The organism is Streptomyces purpurogeneiscleroticus (genome assembly GCF_020024005.1).
GTDB classification, from domain to species: Bacteria; Actinomycetota; Actinomycetes; order Streptomycetales; family Streptomycetaceae; genus Streptomyces; species Streptomyces purpurogeneiscleroticus.
The window spans coordinates 1-21009 of record NZ_NHSG01000226.1 but is presented as its reverse complement, the minus strand read 5'-3'; the positions used below and the strand labels follow the sequence as shown (position 1 = coordinate 21009).

The window sequence follows — 21009 nt, the reverse complement described above, 5'->3', positions numbered from 1 at the left end:
GGATCACCAGTCGGACGCCTGAACCGCTCCGGGCCGTCAGTCGAGATCGATGCGCTCGCTGCCGCCCGCGCCCGCCGGGCCCTCGTCGTCGCGCCCGTCGCCGGGCCGCTCCGGCCCCTCCGCCTGCGGACCGCGTGCCGTGGCGTCCCGGCCGTCGGCGGCACCCTGGGTCCAGCGCCGCTCCCCCGCCTCGACGGCGGAGCGGTAGGCGGCGAGCAGCTCGGAGCCGGCCGCCGCAAGGTGGTCGAAGACGTCGGGGTTGCGTTCGATGACCGGCTCGACGGCGGCCCTGGCCTGCCGGAGGAGGTGATCGACCGCGCCCTTGGCGGCGAGGCCGCCGGCCGCGCCGGGCAGCTGGATGCCGGCGAGCTTGTCGGTGACGGCCTCGGCGAGCTTGCGCAGCTCCTCGGCGGCGCTGCCCGGCTGCCGGCCGTACTCGGCGCGGCGGCGGGCCCGCTCCGCCGCCAGATCCTCGGCGCATGCCTGTTCCCAGGCGTTGTCGTCCGTCCCCTGCGGGTTGTCGGCGGGGCGCTCGGTGTCATCGGTCATGACGGGCTCCTGGCGGCGGTACGTCGGAGTGCGGGTGCTTCCGACGTTACCGGAATGGCGGCACCTGCCGACCCGGGAAGCCCGGGGCCGGCAGCAGCGTTCACGGGCCGGCCGGCCCGCCGCGTTCCCGGGGCCACAGCTCGGGGTCGGGGGTGAAGCGGACGTGCAGTACCCCGTCGCGCAGCCCGGCGCCGGAGACGGTGCAGCGGCGCAGCGCGGAGGGGAGCGTACGGATGCGCCGGAACGGGCCGACCGTGATGATCAGTTCGTCGCCGCGGCGGACCAGTCCGAGGCTGTCACGGGCCGCGCCGGGCAGCGGCAGCCGCCAGACCAGCAGCCCGTCCTCGGCGAGGCGGTCCGCCACGGACCCGGCGAGGTCCGCGCGGCTCGTACCGCCGTCCGCCGAGCCGTCCGGCTCGCTGATCAGCCCGGTCAGCTCTGCCAGCTCTGCCAGCTCCGCCGTCCCGCGGGGATCGCGGCCCAGGTGCGGCACCTCGTGCACCGGCACCCCGGCGAACTCCTCCCGCAGCTCCTTCAGTGCGGCCTGCTGCTGGCCGGAGAGCCCGGCCAGGAACGGGTCGGCGGAGCCGGTGGGCAGCAGCCGGTTGGCGATCACGGCGTCCAGCCGGTGGCCGAAGAGCGCGAGGCCCGCGCGGGCGGTGCGCAGGTCGGCGGCGCCGGCCGGGCCCGGCTCGACGACCAGCCGCACGCTGGTGCCCGGGTCCTCGATGACGGCCTGCACGGCGGCGAGTTCGTGCTCCCAGCGCGCGGCGGTCTCGTACACCTTCTGCGCGGGCATCGGCACCCCGGCGAGCTGGGCGAGTACCGGGCGCAGCGCGCGGGCCGCCTGGCGCTCGGCGGGCAGCAGCCGGCGCAGCCCGCGGCGGGCCTGCTCGGGCAGGGCCAGCAGCCGGACGGCCCGGTCGGCGGGCGGCAGGTCGACGACGACCAGGTCCCAGGCGCCGGCCTCGTGCGCGGCGCGCAGCGCGTGCAGCAGCGCGAAGATCTCCGCGCCGGGGAGCTCGGTGAGCTCGTCCTCGTCCAGCGGGGTGGCGCCGAGCAGGTCGAGCGCGGCCGCGGCGCGCTCCTGGAAGGCCAGGAACTCGCGGCGGAAGTGGTCGGCGGTGTCGACCCGGACGGCCCACAGGCCGGGCGCGGGCTCGGTGGGCTCGCCGGTCAGCGGCGTGCCGAGGAGCGCCTCCGGGACGCCACTCTCCGGGGTGAGGAGGAGGACGCGCTGCTGCCGCCGGGCCGCCGCGAGGGCGGTGGCGGCGGCGACGGTGGTACGGCCCGCGCCGCCGGGGCCGGTGACGAGGACCGTGCGCACGCTCAGCGGCTCGCGGCCTCGTCGGAGGCGCCCGGGGCGCCGCTCTCGACGCGCTTCTTCAGGCCGGCCAGCGCGCGGTCGATGATGACCTTCTCGGCCTTGCGCTTGATCATGCCGAGCATCGGGATCTTGACGTCGACGGTGAGCTGGTACGTGACCTCGGTGTGCTTGCCGCCGTTGGCGGGCTTCAGCGCGTACGAGCCGTCCAGGGCGCGCAGCATCTGGGACTTGACGAGCGACCAGGAGACCTCGTGCTCGCCGGTCCAGGTGTACGCGAGGGTGTGGTCGTCCTTGATGGCGCCGGCGTCCAGCACGAGCCGGACCTGCTTGGCGCGGCCCTGGTCGTCCTTCTCCAGTACCTCGGCCTCCTTGACCTCACCGGTCCATTCCGGATAGCGGTCGAAGTCGGCGATCACTCCCATCACATCGGCGGGTGCCGCCTCGATCGTGATGCTAGAGCTGGTGTGTTCGGCCATCGCCGTGACTCCTCCATGCCGATTCATACCGGTGCGCCGACTCGTGGGCCCGTGTCCGGACGGTGCGGACGACCGTGTCCGACCCTGCCGCTGAAGGCTACCGCGCGGCGGGGGCGGCCCCGACCCGCGGTCGCCGGGCGTGGCCCCGTACGGCACGGGTGTCCACGGGGCCCGCGGGTCACCACTCCAGCGCGAACGGTGTCCCGGTGGCATTGAAATGGCCGACATTGATGCATTCTGTCCGGCCGATCCGCATCCGCCGGGACAGTGGCTGGTGGACGTGGCCGAAGAGGGAGTAGCGCGGGCGGGTCCGGTGGATGGCGTCGAGGAGGGCGCGGCTGCCGCGTTCGAAGCGGCGGGCGACGGTGTCGTAGCAGAGGTCGGGGATGTCGGGCGGGATGTGGGTACACAGCACGTCCACCTCGCCGACCGCCTCGATCTTCGCGGCGTACTCCTCGTCGCTGATCTCGAAGGGCGTGCGCATCGCGGTGCGCAGGCCGCCGCCGACGAAGCCGAAGACCCGGCCGCCGATCTCCGCCCGCTGGCCGTCCAGGACGGTGGTGCCGGGACCGGCGAACTCCGGCCAAAGACCGGGGAGATCCACATTGCCGTAGGTGGCGTACGTCGGAGTGGGGAACGCGGCGAACATTTCGGCGTACTGCTTGCGTACCGCGCCCTCGATGGCGGCGTGCTTGTCCCGCCCGGCCCACAGCCGTCTGCCCAGCTCGCGGGCCTCCTCGAAGCGGCGGGCCGTGCGCAGTTCGACGAGCCGGTCGGCGTTCTCGGTGCCGAAGAGGTCGGGGAAGATGCCGCGCGAGTGGTCGGCGTAGTCCAGGAAAAGGACCAGGTCGCCGAGGCAGACCAGGGCGTCGGCACCGTCGCCGGCAGTGGCGAGGTCCCGGGCGTTGCCGTGTACGTCACTGACCACATGTACGCGCATACGGCTCAGATTAGGCCCCTGGGCCGGGCGCCGGGAGACCGCACCGACCTGCGGTTACTTCCGAGTCACCGAAAATCTGGACTACGCTTCGCGGGAGCCGTCCGGATATGTGTGACGCATAAAACATCTGGGCGGGACCCCCTATCCCCGAAGGCATACCGATGGGTAACGTCCGGGCAGTCCAATCCCCCTTGCCTGATCATGGACCGCAGCCGGCCTGACGCACCCCCCGCGTGGTGACGCCGGCGCCACCTAGGAGCAGCAGTCTTGCGCGAGTTCAGCCTTCCGGCCCTGTACGAGGTCCCCGCGGACGGCAACCTGACGGATCTCATCCGCCGGAATGCCGCGCAGCACCCCGATGTCGCGGTCATCGGCCGCAAGGTCGCCGGCCAGTGGCAGGACGTCACCGCCGCCGCGTTCCTCGCCGAGGTGCGCGCCGTGGCCAAGGGCCTGATCGCCTCCGGCATCGGCCCCGGCGACCGCATCGGCCTGATGTCCCGCACGCGGTACGAGTGGACGCTGCTGGACTTCGCCATCTGGAGCGCGGGCGCGGTCACCGTCCCCGTCTACGAGACCAGCTCCCCCGAGCAGATCCAGTGGATCCTGGGCGACTCCGGCGCGGTGGCCTGCGTGGTGGAGACCCCCGCGCACGAGGCCGCGGTGGAGTCCGTCCGCGACCGGCTCCCGGCGCTCGCCAACATCTGGCAGATCGAGCGGGACGCGATAGCCCGGCTGCACGCCGCGGGCGACGGGATGCCGGACGAGGAGGTGGACGCGCGCAGCGCCCTCGCCGACGCCGACTCCCCCGCCACGATCGTCTACACCTCCGGCACGACGGGCCGCCCCAAGGGCTGCGTCCTCAGCCACCGCGCGTTCTTCGCCGAGTGCGGCAACATCGTCGAGCGGCTGCGCCCCCTCTTCCGTACCGGTGACTCCTCCGTCCTGCTCTTCCTCCCGGTCGCGCACGTCTTCGGGCGGCTGGTCGAGGTCGCCTCCGTCATGGCCCCGATCAAGCTCGGCCATGTCGCGGACATCAAGCACCTCACGGACGAACTGGCCGCGTTCAAGCCGACCATGGTGCTCGGCGTGCCGCGCGTCTTCGAGAAGGTCTACAACACCGCGCGCGCCAAGGCGCAGGCCGACGGCAAGGGCAAGATCTTCGACAAGGCCGCGGACACCGCGATCGCCTACAGCCGCGCGCTGGACACCCCGGCCGGCCCGTCGATGAGCCTGAAGCTGAAGTACAAGGTCTTCGACCGGCTGGTCTACGGCAAGCTGCGCGCCGTGCTCGGCGGCCGCGCCACGCACGCCATCTCCGGCGGCGCACCGCTGGGCGAGCGGCTCGGCCACTTCTACCGGGGCATCGGCTTCACGGTCCTGGAGGGTTACGGCCTGACGGAGTCCTGCGCCGCGACCGCCTTCAACCCCTGGGACCGCCAGAAGATCGGCACGGTCGGCCAGCCGCTGCCCGGCTCCGTCGTCCGCATCGCCGACGACGGCGAGGTCCTGCTGCACGGCGAGCACCTCTTCACCGCGTACTGGAACAACGAGCAGGCCACGGCGGACGCGCTGTCCGACGGCTGGTTCCACACGGGCGACATCGGCACGCTGGACGAGGACGGCTACCTCGCCATCACCGGGCGCAAGAAGGAGATCCTGGTGACGGCCGGCGGCAAGAACGTCGCCCCCGCCGTCATCGAGGACCGCATCCGGTCGCACGCGCTGGTCGCCGAGTGCATGGTCGTCGGCGACGGCCGGCCCTTCGTCGGCGCGCTGGTCACCCTGGACGAGGAGTTCCTGCCGCGCTGGGCCACCGAGCACGGCAAGGTGGGCAAGAGCGCCGCCGAGCTGGCCGAGGACCCGGAGCTGCTGGCCGCGGTCCAGCGCGCGGTGGACGACGGCAACGCGGCGGTCTCGCGCGCCGAGTCGGTACGCAAGTTCCGCGTCCTGCCGACCCAGTTCACCGAGGAGTCGGGGCACGTCACCCCGTCCCTGAAGCTCAAGCGCAATGTGGTCGCGAAGGACTTCGCGGAGGACATCGAGGCGCTGTACCGGAGCTGAGCGCTCCCGTACGTACGACGTCGGCCGGCCCGCTTGTCCGCGGGCCGGCCGACGTCGTTCCGGAGCGGCCGGAAGTGCCTAGAGCAGCTCCTTCAGGCGCTCCGCGAGCAGGTCCCAGCGCCACTTCTCCTCGACCCAGGCGCGGCCGCGCTCGCCCATGCGGCGGCGCAGGTCCGGGTCCTGGAGGAGGGGGACGATGCGGTCGGCGGCGGCGGTCGGGGAGCCGCCCGGCACCACCCAGCCGGTCTCGCCGTCCAGCACCGCGTCCGGGGCGCCGCCGGAGTCGCCCGCGACGACCGGCAGCCCGGTGGCGGACGCCTCCAGGTAGACGATGCCCAGGCCCTCCACGTCCAGGCCGCCGCGCCGGGTGCGGCAGGGCATCGCGAAGACGTCGCCCGCGCCGTAGTGCGCGGGCAGCTCCGTCCACGGGACGGCGCCGGTGAAGTACACGTCGTCGGCGACGCCGCGGGTCTCCGCGAGGGCGCGCAGGTCCTTCTCGTACGGGCCGCCGCCGACGATCAGCAGGGCCGCGTCCGGCACCGACGCGCGGATCCGGGGCATGGCCTCGATCAGGGTGTCCTGGCCCTTGCGCGGCACGAGCCGGGAGACGCACACCACGACCGGCCGGCCGGCGAGCCCCAGGCGCGCCCGCACCTGGTAGCCGCCGGAGCCGGGGTGGAAGGTCTCCTCGTCCACGCCGGGCGGCAGTTGGACCATGCGCCCGGCGGCCGCGGGGGTCAACGCCCGCGCGATCCGGGAGCGGGTGTACTCGCCGAGGTACGTGATCGTGTCGGTGCCCTCACCGATCCGCCGCAGCAGCTCCCGCGAGCCCGGGAGCTGCGCCCAGCCCGCCTCGTGGCCGTGCGTGGTGGCCACGATCCGGCGCGCGCCCGCCTTGCGCAGCGCGGGCGCCATCAGCCCCAGCGGGGCCGCGGCGCCGAACCACACGGACGTACAGCCGTGTTCGCGCAGCAGGGCCGTTGCGCGGCGGGTGACGCGGGGGGTGGGCAGCAGCATCGTGGTGCGGTCCCGGACGACGGGGTACGGCTGCTCGGCGTCGAACGCCGCCGTCGCCGCGAGGCCGTCCGCGCTGCGCTTCCAGGTCGACGCGTAGACGACGACCTTCTCAGGGTCGAGGCGGAGCGCCATGCTGTGCAGGAATGCCTGGATTCCGCCGGGACGGGGCGGGAAGTCGTTGGTGACGATCAGGGTCTTGTCCATCGGGGCCGACAGTAGCGCGTGGGCCGCAGGGCGCCCCGTAAGGGGCGCGGGGAACTGCGCGAGCAACCACAGCGGCGGGAAAGGCGAGGGCCTCGTACCTCAGCCCAGCACACGCTGCACGTACGCCTGCCAGCGCTGGGTGAATTCCGCCGTCGAGACGTGCAGTTCGTCGCGGAGGGTGCGGTCCAGGCCCGCCGCGCCCCTCGGGGCCGTCGCCATCGCCCGGTAGAAGGCCGCCAAGCGGCCTTCACCCCACGTGTCGGCGATCAGGCGGCAGGCCAGCCAGGCGCCCTCGTATGCGCGGTTCAGGCGGTCGGCGCCCGCGTCGAAGGTGAAGTCCGCGGCGGTCGGCAGCCGCTCCGGAAGGCGGCCGGCGGCCACCGCGCGGGTCAGTTCGGGCGCGGCGGCGCGCGGCGTGCGCCGCGCCGTGCGGTACGCGGTCCAGTCGGCGAAGCCCTCCGAGAGCCACAGCGGGGTGGCGGCCGTCGTCACGGCACGGGTGGCGACGTGGGCCGTCTCGTGGGTGAGGACGATCCTCCGGCCCAGGGAGCTCAGCTCCCCGTACGCCTGCGGGTTCACGATCACCCGATCCGCCGGTGCCCGGTTCGAGGCGCCCGCCTCGCCCGTGGTGACGGCCGCGATCCCCGTGTACGCGGAGTCGTCCGAGGAGCCCAGCAGCTCGGCCATGCGGCGCACCGATTCCGGCGCCTCGACCACCACCTTGCGCGACCAGCGGCCCGGCCAGGCGTCCGCGACGGCCGGCACCGCGGCGTCCGTGCGCCGGGCCAGCTCGCGCAGGCGCGCGGCCGGCTGCCCGGTGCCCAGCACCAGGCTGCGCTCGCCGCGCACGAGCCGGACCCGGCCCTGGTCCCACAGCTGGCGCGCCGTCCGCTTGCCGTTCAGCGCGCCGTCGGTGTCCGAGATGATCCGCCAGCGGCCGTCGCGCCGGGCGAGGGTGAGGTACTGGACGGCCGTGACGGGCGCGGTGTCGTACCCGGCGAGGCGGTAGCGCAGTCGGACCTCGGCGGCGACCCGGGGGCCGCTGTCCGCCGCGGTGGGCAGCGGGAACGCGCCGGTGCGCACGAGGCGGTAGCGCCAGTCGGCGAGCGGCACGCCGCGCAGGTTCGCGAACATCTCGCGCTGCCGGTCCCGGAAGCCGTCCGCCGCCGGGTCCACCGAGGCGAGGAAGGCGCCTTCGTCGCGGTCGCGGACGGCGGCGGCGCGGGCGTCCAGCACCTGCTGCACGGCTGTACGGTCGGTCACTTCGCGGGCGGGGCCCCCGCAGCCCGTGAGCGCCGCGAGCAGCAGGGCAAGACAGGCCGCCGCCCAGGTCACCGCCGTGTGCCGCCGGTACGGCCGCCGCTTTTCCGCCACCCGCCGAATCGTACGCGCGAGCGGATACCGGTAGGCAGCATTCGGACCCTTGGCAGCCGCTTCCGGCGGAACCGGCCTCAGACGCGGGTCACCCCGGTCACCGGCATCATGCCGACCGGGTCGTAGCGCACCTGCGCGCCCGGGTGCGGCGCGTGCACGACCTGGCCGTTGCCCACGTACATCCCGACGTGGCTGGCGTCGGAGCGGTAGATCACGAGGTCGCCGGGGCGGGCCTGGGAGAGCGGGACCTGCCGTCCGGCGTGCCGCTGCGCCTGCGAGGTGCGCGGCAGGGAGACCCCGGCCCTGGCGTACGCCCACTGCATCAGCCCGGAGCAGTCGAAGGACCGCGGGCCCGACGCGCCCCAGACGTACGGGGCGCCGACCGCCGACCGGGCGGCGGCCACCGCGAGCCCGGACCGGCCGGCGAGCCCCGAGAGTTCGGTGAGCTCCGGGAGCGCGCCGTCGCGGGCGCCGCGCGAGGCGCGGGTGTACGCCGCCCGGTCGCGTGCGGGCAGTGAGGCGAGGAGCTGCCGGGCCGCGTCGAGCTTGCGTTCGACGGCTTCCTTGTGGCGGGCGACGGCGCGCCGGGCCTCCTCCAGCCGGGCCAGCCGGCCGGCGGCCGCCCGGCGCTGCTGCTGCAGCATCCGTTCGGCGTCCACCAGCCGGTTGAGCCGCCCGGCCTGGGCGGTGCCGAGCCGGTTCAGGGTCTGCGCCTTGTCGAGGTAGTCGGCGGGGCGCGCGGAGAGCATCAGGGCGAGCGAGGGGTCCACGCCGCCGGACCGGTACTGGGCGGCGGCCATCGCGCCGAGCCGGTCGTGCAGCCGGTTGACCCGTTCCTGGGCGCGGGCCGCGCGGTCCTGGAGGACGGTCACCTGGTCGCGAAGCTCGGTGCTGCGTTCCTTGGCGCCGTTGTACCGCTCGGTGGCCCGTTCCGCCCGTGCGTAGAGCGCGTCGACGCGTGCGGTGAGCTTCGCGTGGCTCGCGGTGCGGCCGGTGCCGGTACCTGGGTCGGCGGTCGCGGGGACCGCGGTCAGCGCGGCGGCGGTGGCCGCGGCGGCTGCCGAGATCAGGGTGAGCCGTGCCGGGCCCTGCGGGCCAGCCGGTGAGGAACGGCGGTGGGACGCCACGTGAGGCCGCACTCCCTTCCCGTGCAGTCCCTGCCGCCCGGGGCGGGCGGTCGTATCCGGCGACTGCGAGGGCAGACAGTAATCGCGCCGGTACACCCCGGCCAAAGACCTCCGTACCCGCACAAAAATCCGCCTCGCCGGTGACTGTGCAGGTCACCGGCGAGGCGGTAAGTCAGGGGTGGCTGCCGCAATTCCCCCGATCGGGCGGCACGTTCGGACGTTTCCGGCGTGTCGGGCCGGCCGTCGTCACGGAGCGTCAGCCGCGTACGGCGTCAGACGCGGACGCCGTACATGAAGGGCATGTTGTCCATCGGCTCGAAGCGCACCGCGGCACCGGGCTTGGGCGCGTGCAGCACCTGGCCGTTGCCCGCGTACAGGCCGATGTGGTGCAGGTCGTCGTAGAACATGACCAGGTCGCCGGGCTTGAGCTGGCCACGGCCGATCTGGGTGCCGGCGGTCGCCTGCTCCTGCGAGGTGCGCGGCAGCGACTGGCCCGCCTGCTGGTACGCCCACTGGGTCAGGCCCGAGCAGTCGAACGAGGAGGGGCCGGTGGCGCCCCAGACGTAGGGCGATCCTATCTTCGTCTTTGCGGCGGCGAGGGCCGCGGCGGCCCGCTGCGAGCTGGGGACGGCGGTACCGAGGTCGACCCGGCTGTTGGCGCGGTTGGCGCGCTCCTCCTTGGCCTCGAGCGCCTCGCGCTCCTTGGCAGTGAGGGTGTTGAGCAGCTCCTGCGCCTCGGCGAGCTTGCCCTGGATCTCGTCCTTCTTGTCGCCCAGCGCCTTGCGGGTGTCGGAGAGGTCCTTGATCTTGCCGGCGGCCTCTTCGCGCTCCTGCGACAGGGTGCGCTGCTTGTCCGCGATGACCTTCAGCTGCGACGCCTGCTTGCCGCTCAACTGGTCGAGTGTGGACGCCTTCTCCAGGTAGGTGTCCGGGTCACCGGAGAGGAAGAGCTGCACCGAGGGGTCGATGCTGCCGCTGCGGTACTGGCCCGAGGCGACCGATCCGATGCCCTTGCGGAGCTTGTTCAGCTCCTCCTGGCCACGGGCGACCTTGTCCTGGAGGCGGTCGACCTCCTTCTGCAGCTCCTGCTGGTCCTCCTTGACCCCGTTGTACTTCTCGGTGGCCGCCTCGGCCTCTTCGTAGAGCTTGTCGACCTTGGACTTGACTTCTTCCTTGGTCGGCTTCGGGGCGGCCTGGGCGGACCCGGCCTGGGAGGAGAGAGCGACGGCCGCCGCTGCGGTCGCGGTGAACACGGTGACGCGAGTGCGGCTCGGCTGCTTGGGTCGACGGTGGGACGCCACGGAGGCGAGCTCCTTCTTCCTTCAGCCGCCTACCGGGTGGTGGGGGGAACTGGGGTCCCCGGCTCCGCGTCAACGCCGCGGACTCGGCGGTTCCTTCACTGTTCATCCCGGTTGGATGATCAACTGCATGAAGGTTCGGGGCCGACCTTAGTAACCGAGTTGTGATCGCTTCAAATCTTCACGGGAAAAAACTTCGCCACACGCGCATCCTTTACCAATGTGGCACCGCCCGTAGCAGGTAATTGACGCTCCGAGACCGCCGGAAGGGCCGCGGAGTGTTCTATCCCACACCTTCCGCACCACGGCCGGGGCCCGTTCAGGTACGGGCAAGTCGCTTGAGAAGAAGGGCCGATGCCACCGGGCGGGCTCCCGCCTTCGCCACGCCGTCGGCCACTTCGCGGTCGGTGGAGACCACGACCACGGGACGGCCGGGCGGTTCGGCCCGTACCAGCTGACGAATCAACTCATCTGCCGTTACGCCCGGTTTGCTGAAAAGAACCCTTACGCCCCGCGGTGGGGCGAGCAGTACCGGCGCGGCCAGCTCGGCGCCGTCGAAGACGCACGTCATCTCGGCGCCGGTCTGCGCGGCCAGTACGGCCAGCCCGCCCAGCAGCCGCAGCCGCTGCTTGTCCAACGGCATCGTCGGATAGCCGGTCTTGGTGACGTTGTAACCGTCCACCACGAGGTGTGCCTGCGGCAGCGCCAGGAGCTGGTCCAGCAGCGCCGGGTCCGTTTCGGACAGGGCGCGCGCCGCGACGTCCTTCGGGGTCATCCGGCCCGGCTCGACCGCGTCGACCGTGTCGGCGGGGTGGACATTGGCGGGCGGCAGCGCCAGTTCGCGACGGAGCCCCTGGGCCGCGTCCAGGACGGTGTCCAGAAGCAGTCGCAGGCGCATGTCCTCGACACTGCGCCCCTCCCGTGCGGCGCGGCGCCCCGCTTCGAGCGCCGATTCCGCCTCCGCGACCCGGGCTTTGAGCCGGCGCATCTCGCTGTCGGTGGTCGCCTTGTCCGTGGCCGCCGCGGAGCGCAGCGACTCGGTCTCGGTCTCCGCCTTGCGCGCCGCGGCCTGCGCGCGCTTCACGTCGCTGAGCGCGCTGCGCAGCTTGCGCTGCAGCACGTCGTTCTCCTTGCGCGCCGCTTCGAGGTCGCCTCTCGCCCGGTCGGCTTCCGCGCGGGACGCCGCCCGCGCCTCGGCCAGCTCCTCCCGCAGCCGGGCGAGCTCCCGCTCGGCCTCCTCGCCGGCCCGCTGCTCGTCCGCGCGCCGGACCTCCTCGCCCGCGGCGGCGACCAGCTTCGCCCAGCCCGGCGGACGCAGAACGTACGCCGCCGCCGCGACGTCCTGCGGGTCGGCGGCGGCGGGCGGGGTGCCCTGCTGGAGGGCCTCGGCCAGTTCGGCCTGGGTCTCGCGCAGCCGGGCCGCGATCCGCTGCCGGAAGACCGGATCGCTCTCCAGGGCCGCGGCCATCGCGTTGCCCGCGAACTTCACCCGCCGGGATGGCGTAAAACGGGCGTATTGCCGCAGAGGTGGGGGGAGTTCGGCGACCGTCAGGCCGCCGAAGGACTCCGCGGTGAGCGCCACGACACGGCGCCGCACGCCCTCGGGCAGGGGACGGTCGAGCACTTCGTCGGCCGCACCGGCCTCCGGGTCGCGCTCTTCCCCCTCATGCCCTGCTGGACGCTCCACCACTGCTGCACCGCTCCGATCTCAGGCGTCCGCGCCGGGGCGGTCCACCAGCTCGATCTGGTCGACCGCGTTGCACCAGCGGCAGCGGACGGACTCGATGCTCTCACTGAGCACCTCGCGCTCCTCAACCTTGGGCTCACCGGCCAGGTCGAGGTGGACGTACTCCACCACCTTGGACTGGCGGGTCACGTCGAAACGCGTGAGGTTGCCGCACAGAGTGCAGCGCCACCGGGTTTCGGCCGTCGGCAGGGGAACAGCCATTGTGTCGTCCTCTTTCGTCAAGCGTGGTGCGGTTGTGCGGGCTCTCGCGGTGCGCCGTCGAACTGCGGAGGTACGGAAAGTACTGCCCGTAACCCTACGGCCTGGTGGCGACCGGGTGCCGTCCCCGCCCGGGTACCGGAACACGGCGAGGCACTCTGTCCCCTTTGTGGCTATTACGCCATGATCACTTCATGTCGGCCTCGTTTCCGTCCCCGCGGACCGTGTTCTCCCGGATGACCAACATCCTGATCGGCATCTGCTGCGTGGTGTTCGTCATCGGCCCGGCCTCGGGGCTGAACGGGATACACGGCACCGGTGAATCGCTCCTGCAGGCCCAGAGCGCGTACTTCGCCCGTTGGGGCGTCATCCCGCGCGACCTGTGGAGCGGCGACCCGCAGGCCCTGCTCACCCCGCTCACCGCGCTCTTCGTGCACGGCAGCTGGCTGCACCTGCTGGGCAACATGCTCTTCCTCTATGTCTTCGGGGGCATGGCCGAGGCCAGGATGGGCCGGCTGCACTTCGTGGTCTTCTACATCCTGACCGGCTACGTGGCCCTGATGGGATACGCGGCGGCGCACGCCGAGTCGGGCCAGACCCTGGTCGGCGCGTCCGGATCGATCTCCGGCGTGCTCGGCGCCTTCCTGTACCTCTTTCCCCGCGCGCGGGTGACCAGCCTCTTCCCGTTCCTCTTCTTCCTGCCGCTGCGCTTCCCCGCCTGGGCGGTGCTGCTCTTCTGGTTCGTCCTCCAGTGGCTGGCGGCCCAGCGCGCGGTCAACGGCCCCGGCGTCGCCTACCTGGCCCACGTCGTCGGCTTTGTGCTGGGCTTCCTGTACGCCTGGGTCCGCTACCACGTACCGGACGCTCCACCGCAGGCCCCCGCCGGGGCCCCCGGTAGGGTGGAGCCCACAGAACGGCCGACCGAGGGAGAGAGCCAACCGTGATCACTTCGATCGTGCTCATCAAGACCAGCGTGGACCGGATCCCGGAGATCGCGGAGAAGATCGCGACGATCGAGGGCGTCAGCGAGGTCTACTCGGTCACCGGCGCGCACGACCTGATCGCGATGGTCCGGGTCCGCGAACACGACGACCTCGCGGACGTCATCCCCGGCCGCATCAGCAAGGTCCCCGGCGTCGCCTCCACGGAGACGCACATCGCGTTCCGCACGTACTCCCAGCACGACCTGGAGGCGGCGTTCGCGATCGGGCTCGAAAGCTGACCCTCAAGCCCGTCCGGCGTTTGAGGACAATCCTGAACGCCGAACGGCCACCGGCCGGCAGCGGTCCCTCAGCAGGACCACCACCGGCCGGTTCTTCCGCGGCTCAGGCCGCTGCGCCGCGATCCGGCACGCAGCGCCCCTCCTCGGTCCGGTAGGACCACTTCGCACCGTCCCGCACAAGCTCCGTCACGGCGGTGACGAACCGCTCGACGTGCTCATCGGGCGTCCCCGCCCCGAAGCTCACCCGGATGGCGTTCAGCGACCGCTCCCCCGGCCGGGCGTCCGGCGCGCCGCACTCGCCCGGGTCCTGCGGGTCGCTGCCCAGCAGGGTGCGCACCAGCGGGTGGGCGCAGAACAGCCCGTCCCGTACGCCGATGCCGTACTCCGCCGACAGCGCGGCCGCGAAGTGCGAGCTGTTCCAGCCCTCCACGACGAACGACAGCACGCCCACCCGCGGCGCGTCGTCGCCGAAGAGCGACAGCACCTTCACCTCGGGCACCTCGGCGAGCCCCGCCCGCACCTTCGCGATCAGCTCCTGCTCCCGCGCGACCAGGTTGCCGAACCCGGCCTCGGTCAGCGCCTTGCACGCGGAGGCGATCGAGTACACCCCGATCACGTTCGGCGAACCGGCCTCGTGGCGGGCCGCCGTGGTGTGCCACTCCACCTGCACGCCGCCGTCCTCGCGCCGCGCGACCTTGCGGCTCGCGCCGCCGCCGGCCAGGTACGGCTCGGCGTCCTGCAGCCAGTCGGCGCGCCCGGCCAGCACGCCGGACCCGAAGGGCGCGTACAGCTTGTGGCCGGAGAAGGCCACCCAGTCCACGTCCAGCTCGGCGATGTCCACCGGGTGGTGCGGGGCCAGCTGCGCGGCGTCCAGCACGATGCGCGCGCCGTGCGCGTGCGCCGCGGCGGCCAGTTCGCGCACCGGCCACAGCTCACCGGTCACGTTCGACGCGCCGGTCACGCACACCAGCGCCGGGCCGTAGGGCTCCCGCTCGGCGAGCGCCTTCTCCAGCGTGTCGACCGCCTGCTGCGGGGTCCGCGGGGCGTTCAGGTACGTCACCTCGACATCCGCGCGCTGCTCCCAGGGCAGCAGCGACGCGTGGTGCTCGGTCTCGAAGACGAACACCCGGGTGTGCGCGGGGAGCGCGCCGGCCAGCAGGTTGAGCGAGTCGGTCGTGGAACGGGTGAAGACCACCTGGTCCGTCTCGCGGCAGCCGAGGAACTCCGCGACCGTCTGCCGGCTGTTCTCGAAGAGGTCGGTGGACAGCTGGGAGAGGTACCCGGCGCCGCGGTGCACGCTCCCGTAGTACGGCGCGTACGCGGCCACGTCGTCCCACACCCGCTGCAGGGCCGGGGCGCTGGCGGCGTAGTCCAGCGCGGCGTAGCCGACCTCGCCGCCGGTGACGAGCGGGACGCGCACGTCGCGGCCGAGGACGGGGAGCGGCGCGGTGCAGGCGGGGTCGGCGTCGGCGGAGTCGGCGGTGGCGAGGACGGTTTCAGGGCGCACGGACATGGCGGAGTCTCCCGGAGGCGTACGGAGTAGGCGAATGACACGCACGGGGCGTGGAAGGACCCGCGGGCGCACGGACACCTGGTACAGAACAGAGGGGCGCCACAGGCGGGGTGTTCGGAAAAAGGGGCCGACCGGCCCTATCGCATTCGCTGCATCACGGAAGAGCTCCCTCGATAACCAGGATCCCTGGCGAGGGATCCGCGCTTGCCGCAGACCTTGCTGCCTGCGGCCTGGTCATCACCCGGGGCACCCCGCCACGGACGGAGGGTTGCCGGACAGCAAGCCGGGGCCTAATCGCTGTCACTCGTGACCTGGCGAGAATCATGCCACATGATCGGAACGCCGCAAGGGGTGTCCGGGATACGGACACCCCTCGCGTCGTAGGCGGTTACGCGTTCGACGCGGCCACCCACCGGTCCAGTACCCGCTGTGCCGCACCGGAGTCGATCGACTCCGCCGCCCTCGCCATCCCCGCCGCGATCTGCTCGTTCAGCGGGGCGTCCGTCGGGTCCAGGGCCACCAGCGCCGCGGCGGAGTTGAGCAGCACCGCGTCCCGTACCGGACCGGTCTCCCCGGCCAGCAGGCGGCGGGCGACGTCCGCGTTGTACGAGGCGTCCGCGCCGCGCAGCGCCTCCACCGGCACCAGTTCGATGCCGACGTCGCGCGGGTCGAAGGGCACCTCGCGCACGGTGCCGTCCCGGACCACCCACACCGTGGACGTGGCCGTGGTCGTCAGCTCGTCCAGGCCGTCGTCGCCGCGGAAGACCAGCGCGGAGGAGCCGCGCTCGGCGAGAACGCCGGCCAGGATGGGCGCCATCCGGGCGTCCGCGACGCCGGTGGCCTGGGCCGCGACCTTGGCCGGGTTGGTGAGCGGGCCGAGCACGTTGAAGGTGGTACGGATGCCCAGCTGGCTGCGGGCGGGCGCGACGTGCCGCAGCGAGGGATGGAACTTCACCGCGAAGCAGAAGGTGATGCCGGCCTCCTCGGCGACCTCCACCACCCGGCGCGGCGTCAGGTCCAGGTTCACGCCGAGCTTCTCCAGGACGTCGGAGGCGCCGCTGGCGGAGGACGCGGCGCGGTTGCCGTGCTTGACGACCTTCGTGCCCGTGCCGGCCACCACGACCGAGGACATGGTGGAGATGTTCACGGTCTTGGCGCCGTCGCCGCCGGTGCCGACGATGTCCACGCTGCGGCCCGGCACCTCGATGAGGTTGGCGTGCTCGTACATCGCGCGGACCAGCCCGGAGATCTCCGCGACCGTCTCGCCCTTGGCGCGCAGCGCCACCGCGAAGCCGGCGATCTGCGCGTCGCTGGCCTCGCCGCGCATGATCCGGTCCATCGCCCACTCGGTGGAGTCGGCGGAGAGGTCATGGCCTTCGAGGAGGGCGTTCAGCACGCCCGGCCAGGTGCGGGCCGCCACGCTGCCGCCGCCATCCGGGGTCACAACGTTCATGGTCCACGCTCCTGGGTGAGTCAAGAATCTTCACAGCGAGCCTATCGGGCCCGGGGATACGCCGGAGGGCCCCGTCCGGTGCTCGGACAGGGCCCTCTGGGTGGCGTTCTCTGCTACGTGCTCGGGGTCACGGTGTCGGTACCGCTCCCCCGTGGAGATCAGTGGTGGCCGTGGCCGCTGGTGATCTCCTCGTACTCCTCCACCGTCGGCTTCGGAATGACGTTGTCCTCGCCGTAGAAGCCCTTGGAGAGCTTGGCGCGCAGCTTCTGCGAGCGCTTGATCTTGCGCTTGACGCCGTTCTCGTCGACCTCGGGGCCGATCTCCAGCGGCTTCGGCTGCTCGTGCTGGGTGAGCATGTGCATCTGGTCCTGCGTGAGCGGCTCGTGCACCTCGATGAACTCACCGTGCGGCAGCCGCTTGATGATGCCGGACTCGCGTCCGTGCAGCACCTTGTCGCGGTCGCGCCGCTGCAGACCCAGGCAGATCCGCTTGGTGATGATGAAGGAGAGCACCGGGCCCACGAAGAACGCGATCCGGACGAACCAGCTGATCGAGTTGATCGACAGGTGGAAGTGCGTCGCCCACAGGTCGTTACCGCCACCGACGAGCATGACCAGGTAGGCGAAGAGCCAGGCCACACCGAAGGCGGTACGGGTCGGGGCGTTGCGCGGGCGGTCCAGCAGGTGGTGCTCACGCTTGTCGCCGGTGACCCAGGACTCGATGAACGGGTAGACCGCGATGGCCGCCAGGACCAGCGGGAAGATGATGATCGGGATCAGCACACCGAAGTTGATGGTGTAGCCGCCCGGGATCACCCACTCCCAGCCGGGCATGACACGGACCAGACCCTCGGCGAAGCCCATGTACCAGTCGGGCTGGGCGCCGGTGGACACCTGGTCCGGACGGTACGGACCGATGGCCCACACCGGGTTGATGCTCGCGATCGCGGCGATCACCGAGATCACACCGAAGACCAGGAAGAAGAAGCCTCCGGCCTTGGCCATGTAGACCGGCAGCAGCGGCATGCCGACCACGTTCTTCTCGGTCTTGCCGGCACCCGGGAACTGCGTGTGCTTGTGGTAGAAGACCAGGATCAGGTGCGCCACCAGCAGGCCGAGCATGATGCCCGGCAGCAGCAGGACGTGCACCGTGAAGAACCGCGGAATGATGTCGTGGCCGGGGAACTCCCCGCCGAAGATGAACATCTGCAGGTACGAGCCGACCAGCGGCATCGCCAGGATGACACCCTCGATGAAGCGGACACCGGTGCCGGAGAGCAGGTCGTCCGGGAGCGAGTAACCGGTGAAGCCGGTGAACATGCCCAGGACGAACAGCAGGAAGCCGAACAGCCAGTTGACCTCGCGCGGCTTGCGGAAGGCGCCGGTGAAGAACACCCGCATCATGTGGACCATCATGCCGGCGAGGAACACCAGCGCGGCCCAGTGGTGGATCTGCCGGATCAGCAGGCCGCCGCGGACGTCGAAGCTGATGTCCAGCGTCGACTCGAACGCCTGCGTCATCCGGATGCCGTGCATGGGCACGTAGGAGCCGTGGTAGACGACCTCGGCCATGCTCGGGTGGAAGAACAGCGTCAGGTAGACGCCGGTCAGGATGATGATGATGAAGCTGTAGAGGCAGATCTCACCGAGCATGAAGGACCAGTGGTCCGGGAAGATCTTGCGCATGTTGGACTTGGCGAGGCTGTAGATGCCCAGCCGGCCGTCCGCCCAGTCGGCGATCCGCTCGCCCCGCGGCGCCTGGCCGCGGCGCGCGTTGGTCGCGCTCGTCTCGTTACTCATCCGCGCTCCCAGAAGCTCGGGCCGACGGGCTCCGCGAAGTCGCTGACGGCTTCGAGGTAGCCGTCCTTCACCGTGATGTTCAGCTGCGGCAGGGCGTGGCCGGCCGGACCGAAGATCACGCGGCCACCGTCGGAAAGGTCGAAGGTGGACTGGTGGCAGGGGCAGAGCACGTGGTGCGTCTGCTGCTCGTACAGGGAGATCGGGCAACCGACGTGGGTGCAGATCTTCGAGTACGCCACGATGCCCTCGTGCGACCACTCAAGTTCCTGCTTGTCCTTGATGTTCTGCGGCTGGATCCGCACGAGCATCAGGGCGTCCTTGGCGATCTTCGTGTTGAACTCGTGATCGTCGTCCTCCAGGCCCTCGGGCTTGGCGAACGTCAGCGAGCCGACCGCGATGTCCTCGGGACGCAGCGGGAGGTTGGTGGACTGGTTGACCAGGCGGATGCCCTTCTTCCAGCCCGTGGTGCGGAGCTTCTTCTCCGGCAGCGGACCGAGGTCGCGCAGCAGCACCACACCGGACAGCGGCACCAGGGCCAGTGCGCCGAACATGGTGTTGCGGATCAGCTTGCGGCGGCCCATGCCGGACTCCGCGGCGCCTTCCCGGAAGTCGGCCATGACCTTGGCCTTGACCTCGGGCTCGGCCTCGATCGGGTGGCGCTCCTGCGCCACCTCGACGTCCGACATCAGCGTGCGGGCCCAGTGGACCGCGCCGGCGCCGATGCAGAACAGCGCCACGCCCAGCGTCAGGCCCAGCGCGAAGTTCAGCGCGCTGATGTGGCCGAGCGGCCAGACGTAGATGATCTTGTCGACCGGGAAGATCACGTACGAGGCGATGAAGCCGATCGTCGCGAGCATGGACAGCGTGAAGAGCAGGGCCACGGTGCGCTCGGAGCGCTTGGCCGCCTTCTCGTCGATGTCCTGGATGCGGTGCTCGTGGGGGGGCAGGCCCGGGTCGGCGAAGGGGTTCTCCTTCGTCGCCACGTCACCGTGGGCGCCATCGCGCCCACTGGGCAGGATTTCTTCTGGCACGTCTGCGTGTCGTCCAGTCTCACTCATGACTTCTTGGCCTTCGCTGTCCGGGCTGCGACCCAGATGGCGACCGCGACCAGTGCGCCCAGGCCGAAGATGTAACCGAAGAGGCCCTCACTGACCGGGCCGAGACCACCGAGGTCCATGCCGCCGGGGCTCGCGGTCTTGTCGCCGTTGACCTCACCGAGGTAAGCGACGATGTCCTTCTTGTTGGACTGCGAGAGGGAGCCGTCACCGAACGAAGGCATGTTCTGCGGGCCGGTCTCCATGGCCTCGTAGATGTGCTTCGGGTCGACCCCGTCGAGCGCCGGTGCGAACTTTCCGTTGGTCAGGGCGCCGCCCTTACCGGTGAAGTTGTGGCACTGCGCGCAGTTCGTACGGAACAGCTCACCGCCCTTGGCGATGTCCGCTCCGTCCTTGCTGTACTGCTCCTTGCCGGGCACGGCGGGACCGGCACCGAGCGACGCGACGTACGCCGCGAGCTGGTCGATCTCGGCCTGGCTGTAGATGTTCTTCTTCCGCGGCACCTGGGCGCCGGGCTGCTGCGCGGGCATACGGCCGGTGCCGACCTGGAAGTCGACGGCGGCAGCGCCCACGCCGACCAGGCTCGGGCCGTCGGAGGTGCCCTGACCGCCGGTGCCGTGGCAGCTGGCGCAGCCCACGGCGAAGAGCTTCTTGCCCTCCTTGATGGCAAGAGACTGGGCGGTGTCATCGGCCTGAGCCTTGTCCGCCGGCGCGAACGCGGCGTACAGCCCCCCAGTGACCGCCAGCGCGAAGAGTAGGACGACGAGCGCCGCCAGCGGATGGCGCCGTCGTGCGGAGAGCTTTTTCACGGATTACCCCGGTGTCAGGATCTTCTGCGTCGATGCTTCTGGTCTGTGTCTGTCTGAACTGCAGGTCCGGTCGGGACCGGACTACCTACTTGATCAGGTAGATCGTGGCGAAGAGGCCGATCCAGACGACATCGACGAAGTGCCAGTAGTAGGACACGACGATGGCCGCGGTGGCCTGTTCGTGGGTGAACCTCTTGGCCGCGTACGTCCTGCCCAGGACCAGCAGGAAGGCGATCAGACCGCCTGTCACGTGCAGTCCGTGGAAGCCGGTGGTCAGGTAGAACACCGAGCCGTACGGTCCGGACGAGAGCGAGAGGCCCTCGTGCTTGACCAGCTCCGTGTACTCGAAGACCTGACCGCCGATGAAGATCGCACCCATGATGAAGGTGACCACGAACCAGGCCCGGAGCTTCTTGACGTCGCCGCGCTCGGCCGCAAAAACACCGAGCTGGCACGTCAGAGAGCTGAGCACCAGAATCGTGGTGTTCGTCGCGGAGAACGGAAGATTCAGCGCATCGGCGGATTCCTTCCAATACTCGGCTCCGGTCACCGATCGGAGGGTGAAGTACATCGCGAAGAGGGCCGCGAAGAACATCAGCTCGGAACTCAGCCAGATGATGGTTCCGACGCTGGTGAGGTTCGGCCGATTGACCGACGGGTGCGCGTGCCCGGTTTCTACTGCTGTTGCTGTCGCCACGACCGACATTATGTCGGTCGCTTATCTTGCGCTCACTCCGGGGGGTCCCGTTCGGTGTGTCAAGGGGGTGTGCCCTGCTCATACGGTCCAGTGGAGGCATCCCCCGAAGGGGGGAAGCATGCCTCCACTGGACCGTATGAGCA

General features: G+C 71.3%; 19 protein-coding genes and 1 riboswitch. Of the genes, 3 read left to right on the top strand and 16 right to left on the bottom strand.

Features of this window, described 5'->3' with window-relative positions; translation table 11 throughout:
- Positions 1–36: 36 nt before the first annotated feature.
- From CCS38_RS14720 to CCS38_RS14705, 4 genes are all read right to left on the bottom strand, one after another.
- Positions 37–549 carry a DUF5304 domain-containing protein gene (locus tag CCS38_RS14720; protein WP_223733710.1) on the bottom strand — a complete coding sequence of 171 codons (513 nt, stop codon included), beginning with the start codon at positions 547–549 and terminating at the stop codon, positions 37–39.
- 100 nt (positions 550–649) lie between these two features.
- The gene (locus CCS38_RS14715) at positions 650–1876 is read right to left on the bottom strand and encodes an ArsA family ATPase (RefSeq protein WP_223733709.1); all 1227 of its coding nucleotides are present in this window, start codon (positions 1874–1876) and stop codon (positions 650–652) included.
- Positions 1877–1878: 2 nt separating this feature from the next.
- The gene (locus tag CCS38_RS14710) at positions 1879–2352 is read right to left on the bottom strand and encodes an SRPBCC family protein (RefSeq protein WP_223733708.1); all 474 of its coding nucleotides are present in this window, start codon (positions 2350–2352) and stop codon (positions 1879–1881) included.
- 178 nt (positions 2353–2530) lie between these two features.
- Positions 2531–3292, bottom strand: a complete 762-nt coding sequence (locus CCS38_RS14705) for a metallophosphoesterase family protein (protein WP_223733707.1) — start codon at positions 3290–3292, stop codon at positions 2531–2533.
- A 267-nt stretch (positions 3293–3559) separates the two neighbouring features.
- Between CCS38_RS14705 and CCS38_RS14700 the strand changes: the two genes are divergently transcribed.
- Positions 3560–5353, top strand: a complete 1794-nt coding sequence (locus CCS38_RS14700; RefSeq protein WP_223733706.1) for an AMP-dependent synthetase/ligase — start codon at positions 3560–3562, stop codon at positions 5351–5353.
- A 78-nt stretch (positions 5354–5431) separates the two neighbouring features.
- On the opposite strand, the gene CCS38_RS14695 is transcribed toward CCS38_RS14700, so the two are convergent.
- From CCS38_RS14695 to CCS38_RS14670, 6 genes are all read right to left on the bottom strand, one after another.
- Entirely contained in the window at positions 5432–6574 is a 1143-nt protein-coding gene (locus CCS38_RS14695) for a glycosyltransferase family 4 protein (RefSeq protein WP_223733705.1), read from the bottom strand.
- A gap of 99 nt (positions 6575–6673) precedes the next feature.
- The gene (locus CCS38_RS14690; protein WP_223733704.1) at positions 6674–7948 is read right to left on the bottom strand and encodes a hypothetical protein; all 1275 of its coding nucleotides are present in this window, start codon (positions 7946–7948) and stop codon (positions 6674–6676) included.
- A gap of 77 nt (positions 7949–8025) precedes the next feature.
- Complete coding sequence (locus CCS38_RS14685) at positions 8026–9075, bottom strand: C40 family peptidase (RefSeq protein ID WP_223733703.1); 1050 nt, start codon at positions 9073–9075, stop codon at positions 8026–8028.
- Between the two features lie 272 nt (positions 9076–9347).
- A complete protein-coding gene (locus tag CCS38_RS14680) occupies positions 9348–10376 on the bottom strand; it encodes a C40 family peptidase (RefSeq protein ID WP_223733702.1) in 1029 nt (342 codons plus the stop codon).
- A gap of 316 nt (positions 10377–10692) precedes the next feature.
- Positions 10693–12063, bottom strand: coding sequence for an NYN domain-containing protein (locus CCS38_RS14675; RefSeq protein ID WP_372457078.1), 1371 nt, complete (start codon positions 12061–12063; stop codon positions 10693–10695).
- A gap of 18 nt (positions 12064–12081) precedes the next feature.
- On the bottom strand, positions 12082–12321 hold the full coding sequence (locus CCS38_RS14670) for a hypothetical protein (protein WP_030256686.1): 240 nt from the start codon (positions 12319–12321) through the stop codon (positions 12082–12084).
- 191 nt (positions 12322–12512) lie between these two features.
- On the opposite strand from CCS38_RS14670, the gene CCS38_RS14665 reads away from it, so the two are divergent.
- Positions 12513–13262, top strand: a complete 750-nt coding sequence (locus CCS38_RS14665) for a rhomboid family intramembrane serine protease (RefSeq protein WP_223733701.1) — start codon at positions 12513–12515, stop codon at positions 13260–13262.
- Complete coding sequence (locus tag CCS38_RS14660; RefSeq protein WP_030256693.1) at positions 13259–13540, top strand: Lrp/AsnC family transcriptional regulator; 282 nt, start codon at positions 13259–13261, stop codon at positions 13538–13540. Before CCS38_RS14665 ends, CCS38_RS14660 begins: the two co-directional genes overlap by 4 nt.
- Before the next feature lie 103 nt (positions 13541–13643).
- Here the strand turns inward: CCS38_RS14660 and CCS38_RS14655 are convergent, their stop codons facing one another.
- The 6 genes from CCS38_RS14655 to ctaE form a co-directional block, all read right to left on the bottom strand.
- Positions 13644–15053, bottom strand: a complete 1410-nt coding sequence (locus tag CCS38_RS14655; protein ID WP_223733700.1) for an aminotransferase class V-fold PLP-dependent enzyme — start codon at positions 15051–15053, stop codon at positions 13644–13646.
- Between the two features lie 195 nt (positions 15054–15248).
- A riboswitch (SAM riboswitch) is annotated at positions 15249–15365 on the bottom strand.
- A 76-nt stretch (positions 15366–15441) separates the two neighbouring features.
- On the bottom strand, positions 15442–16506 hold the full coding sequence (gene trpD, locus CCS38_RS14650) for an anthranilate phosphoribosyltransferase (RefSeq protein WP_223733699.1): 1065 nt from the start codon (positions 16504–16506) through the stop codon (positions 15442–15444).
- 158 nt (positions 16507–16664) lie between these two features.
- Positions 16665–18305 carry a cytochrome bc1 complex cytochrome b subunit gene (gene qcrB / locus CCS38_RS14645; protein ID WP_223733698.1) on the bottom strand — a complete coding sequence of 547 codons (1641 nt, stop codon included), beginning with the start codon at positions 18303–18305 and terminating at the stop codon, positions 16665–16667.
- Positions 18302–19363, bottom strand: coding sequence for a cytochrome bc1 complex Rieske iron-sulfur subunit (qcrA, locus tag CCS38_RS14640; RefSeq protein ID WP_223733697.1), 1062 nt, complete (start codon positions 19361–19363; stop codon positions 18302–18304). The genes qcrB and qcrA overlap by 4 nt, the downstream gene beginning before the upstream one ends.
- The gene (gene qcrC / locus CCS38_RS14635; RefSeq protein WP_223733696.1) at positions 19360–20169 is read right to left on the bottom strand and encodes a cytochrome bc1 complex diheme cytochrome c subunit; all 810 of its coding nucleotides are present in this window, start codon (positions 20167–20169) and stop codon (positions 19360–19362) included. The genes qcrA and qcrC overlap by 4 nt, the downstream gene beginning before the upstream one ends.
- 85 nt (positions 20170–20254) lie before the next feature.
- Positions 20255–20875, bottom strand: a complete 621-nt coding sequence (gene ctaE, locus CCS38_RS14630; RefSeq protein ID WP_030256711.1) for an aa3-type cytochrome oxidase subunit III — start codon at positions 20873–20875, stop codon at positions 20255–20257.
- Between the last annotated feature and the right edge of the window lie 134 nt (positions 20876–21009).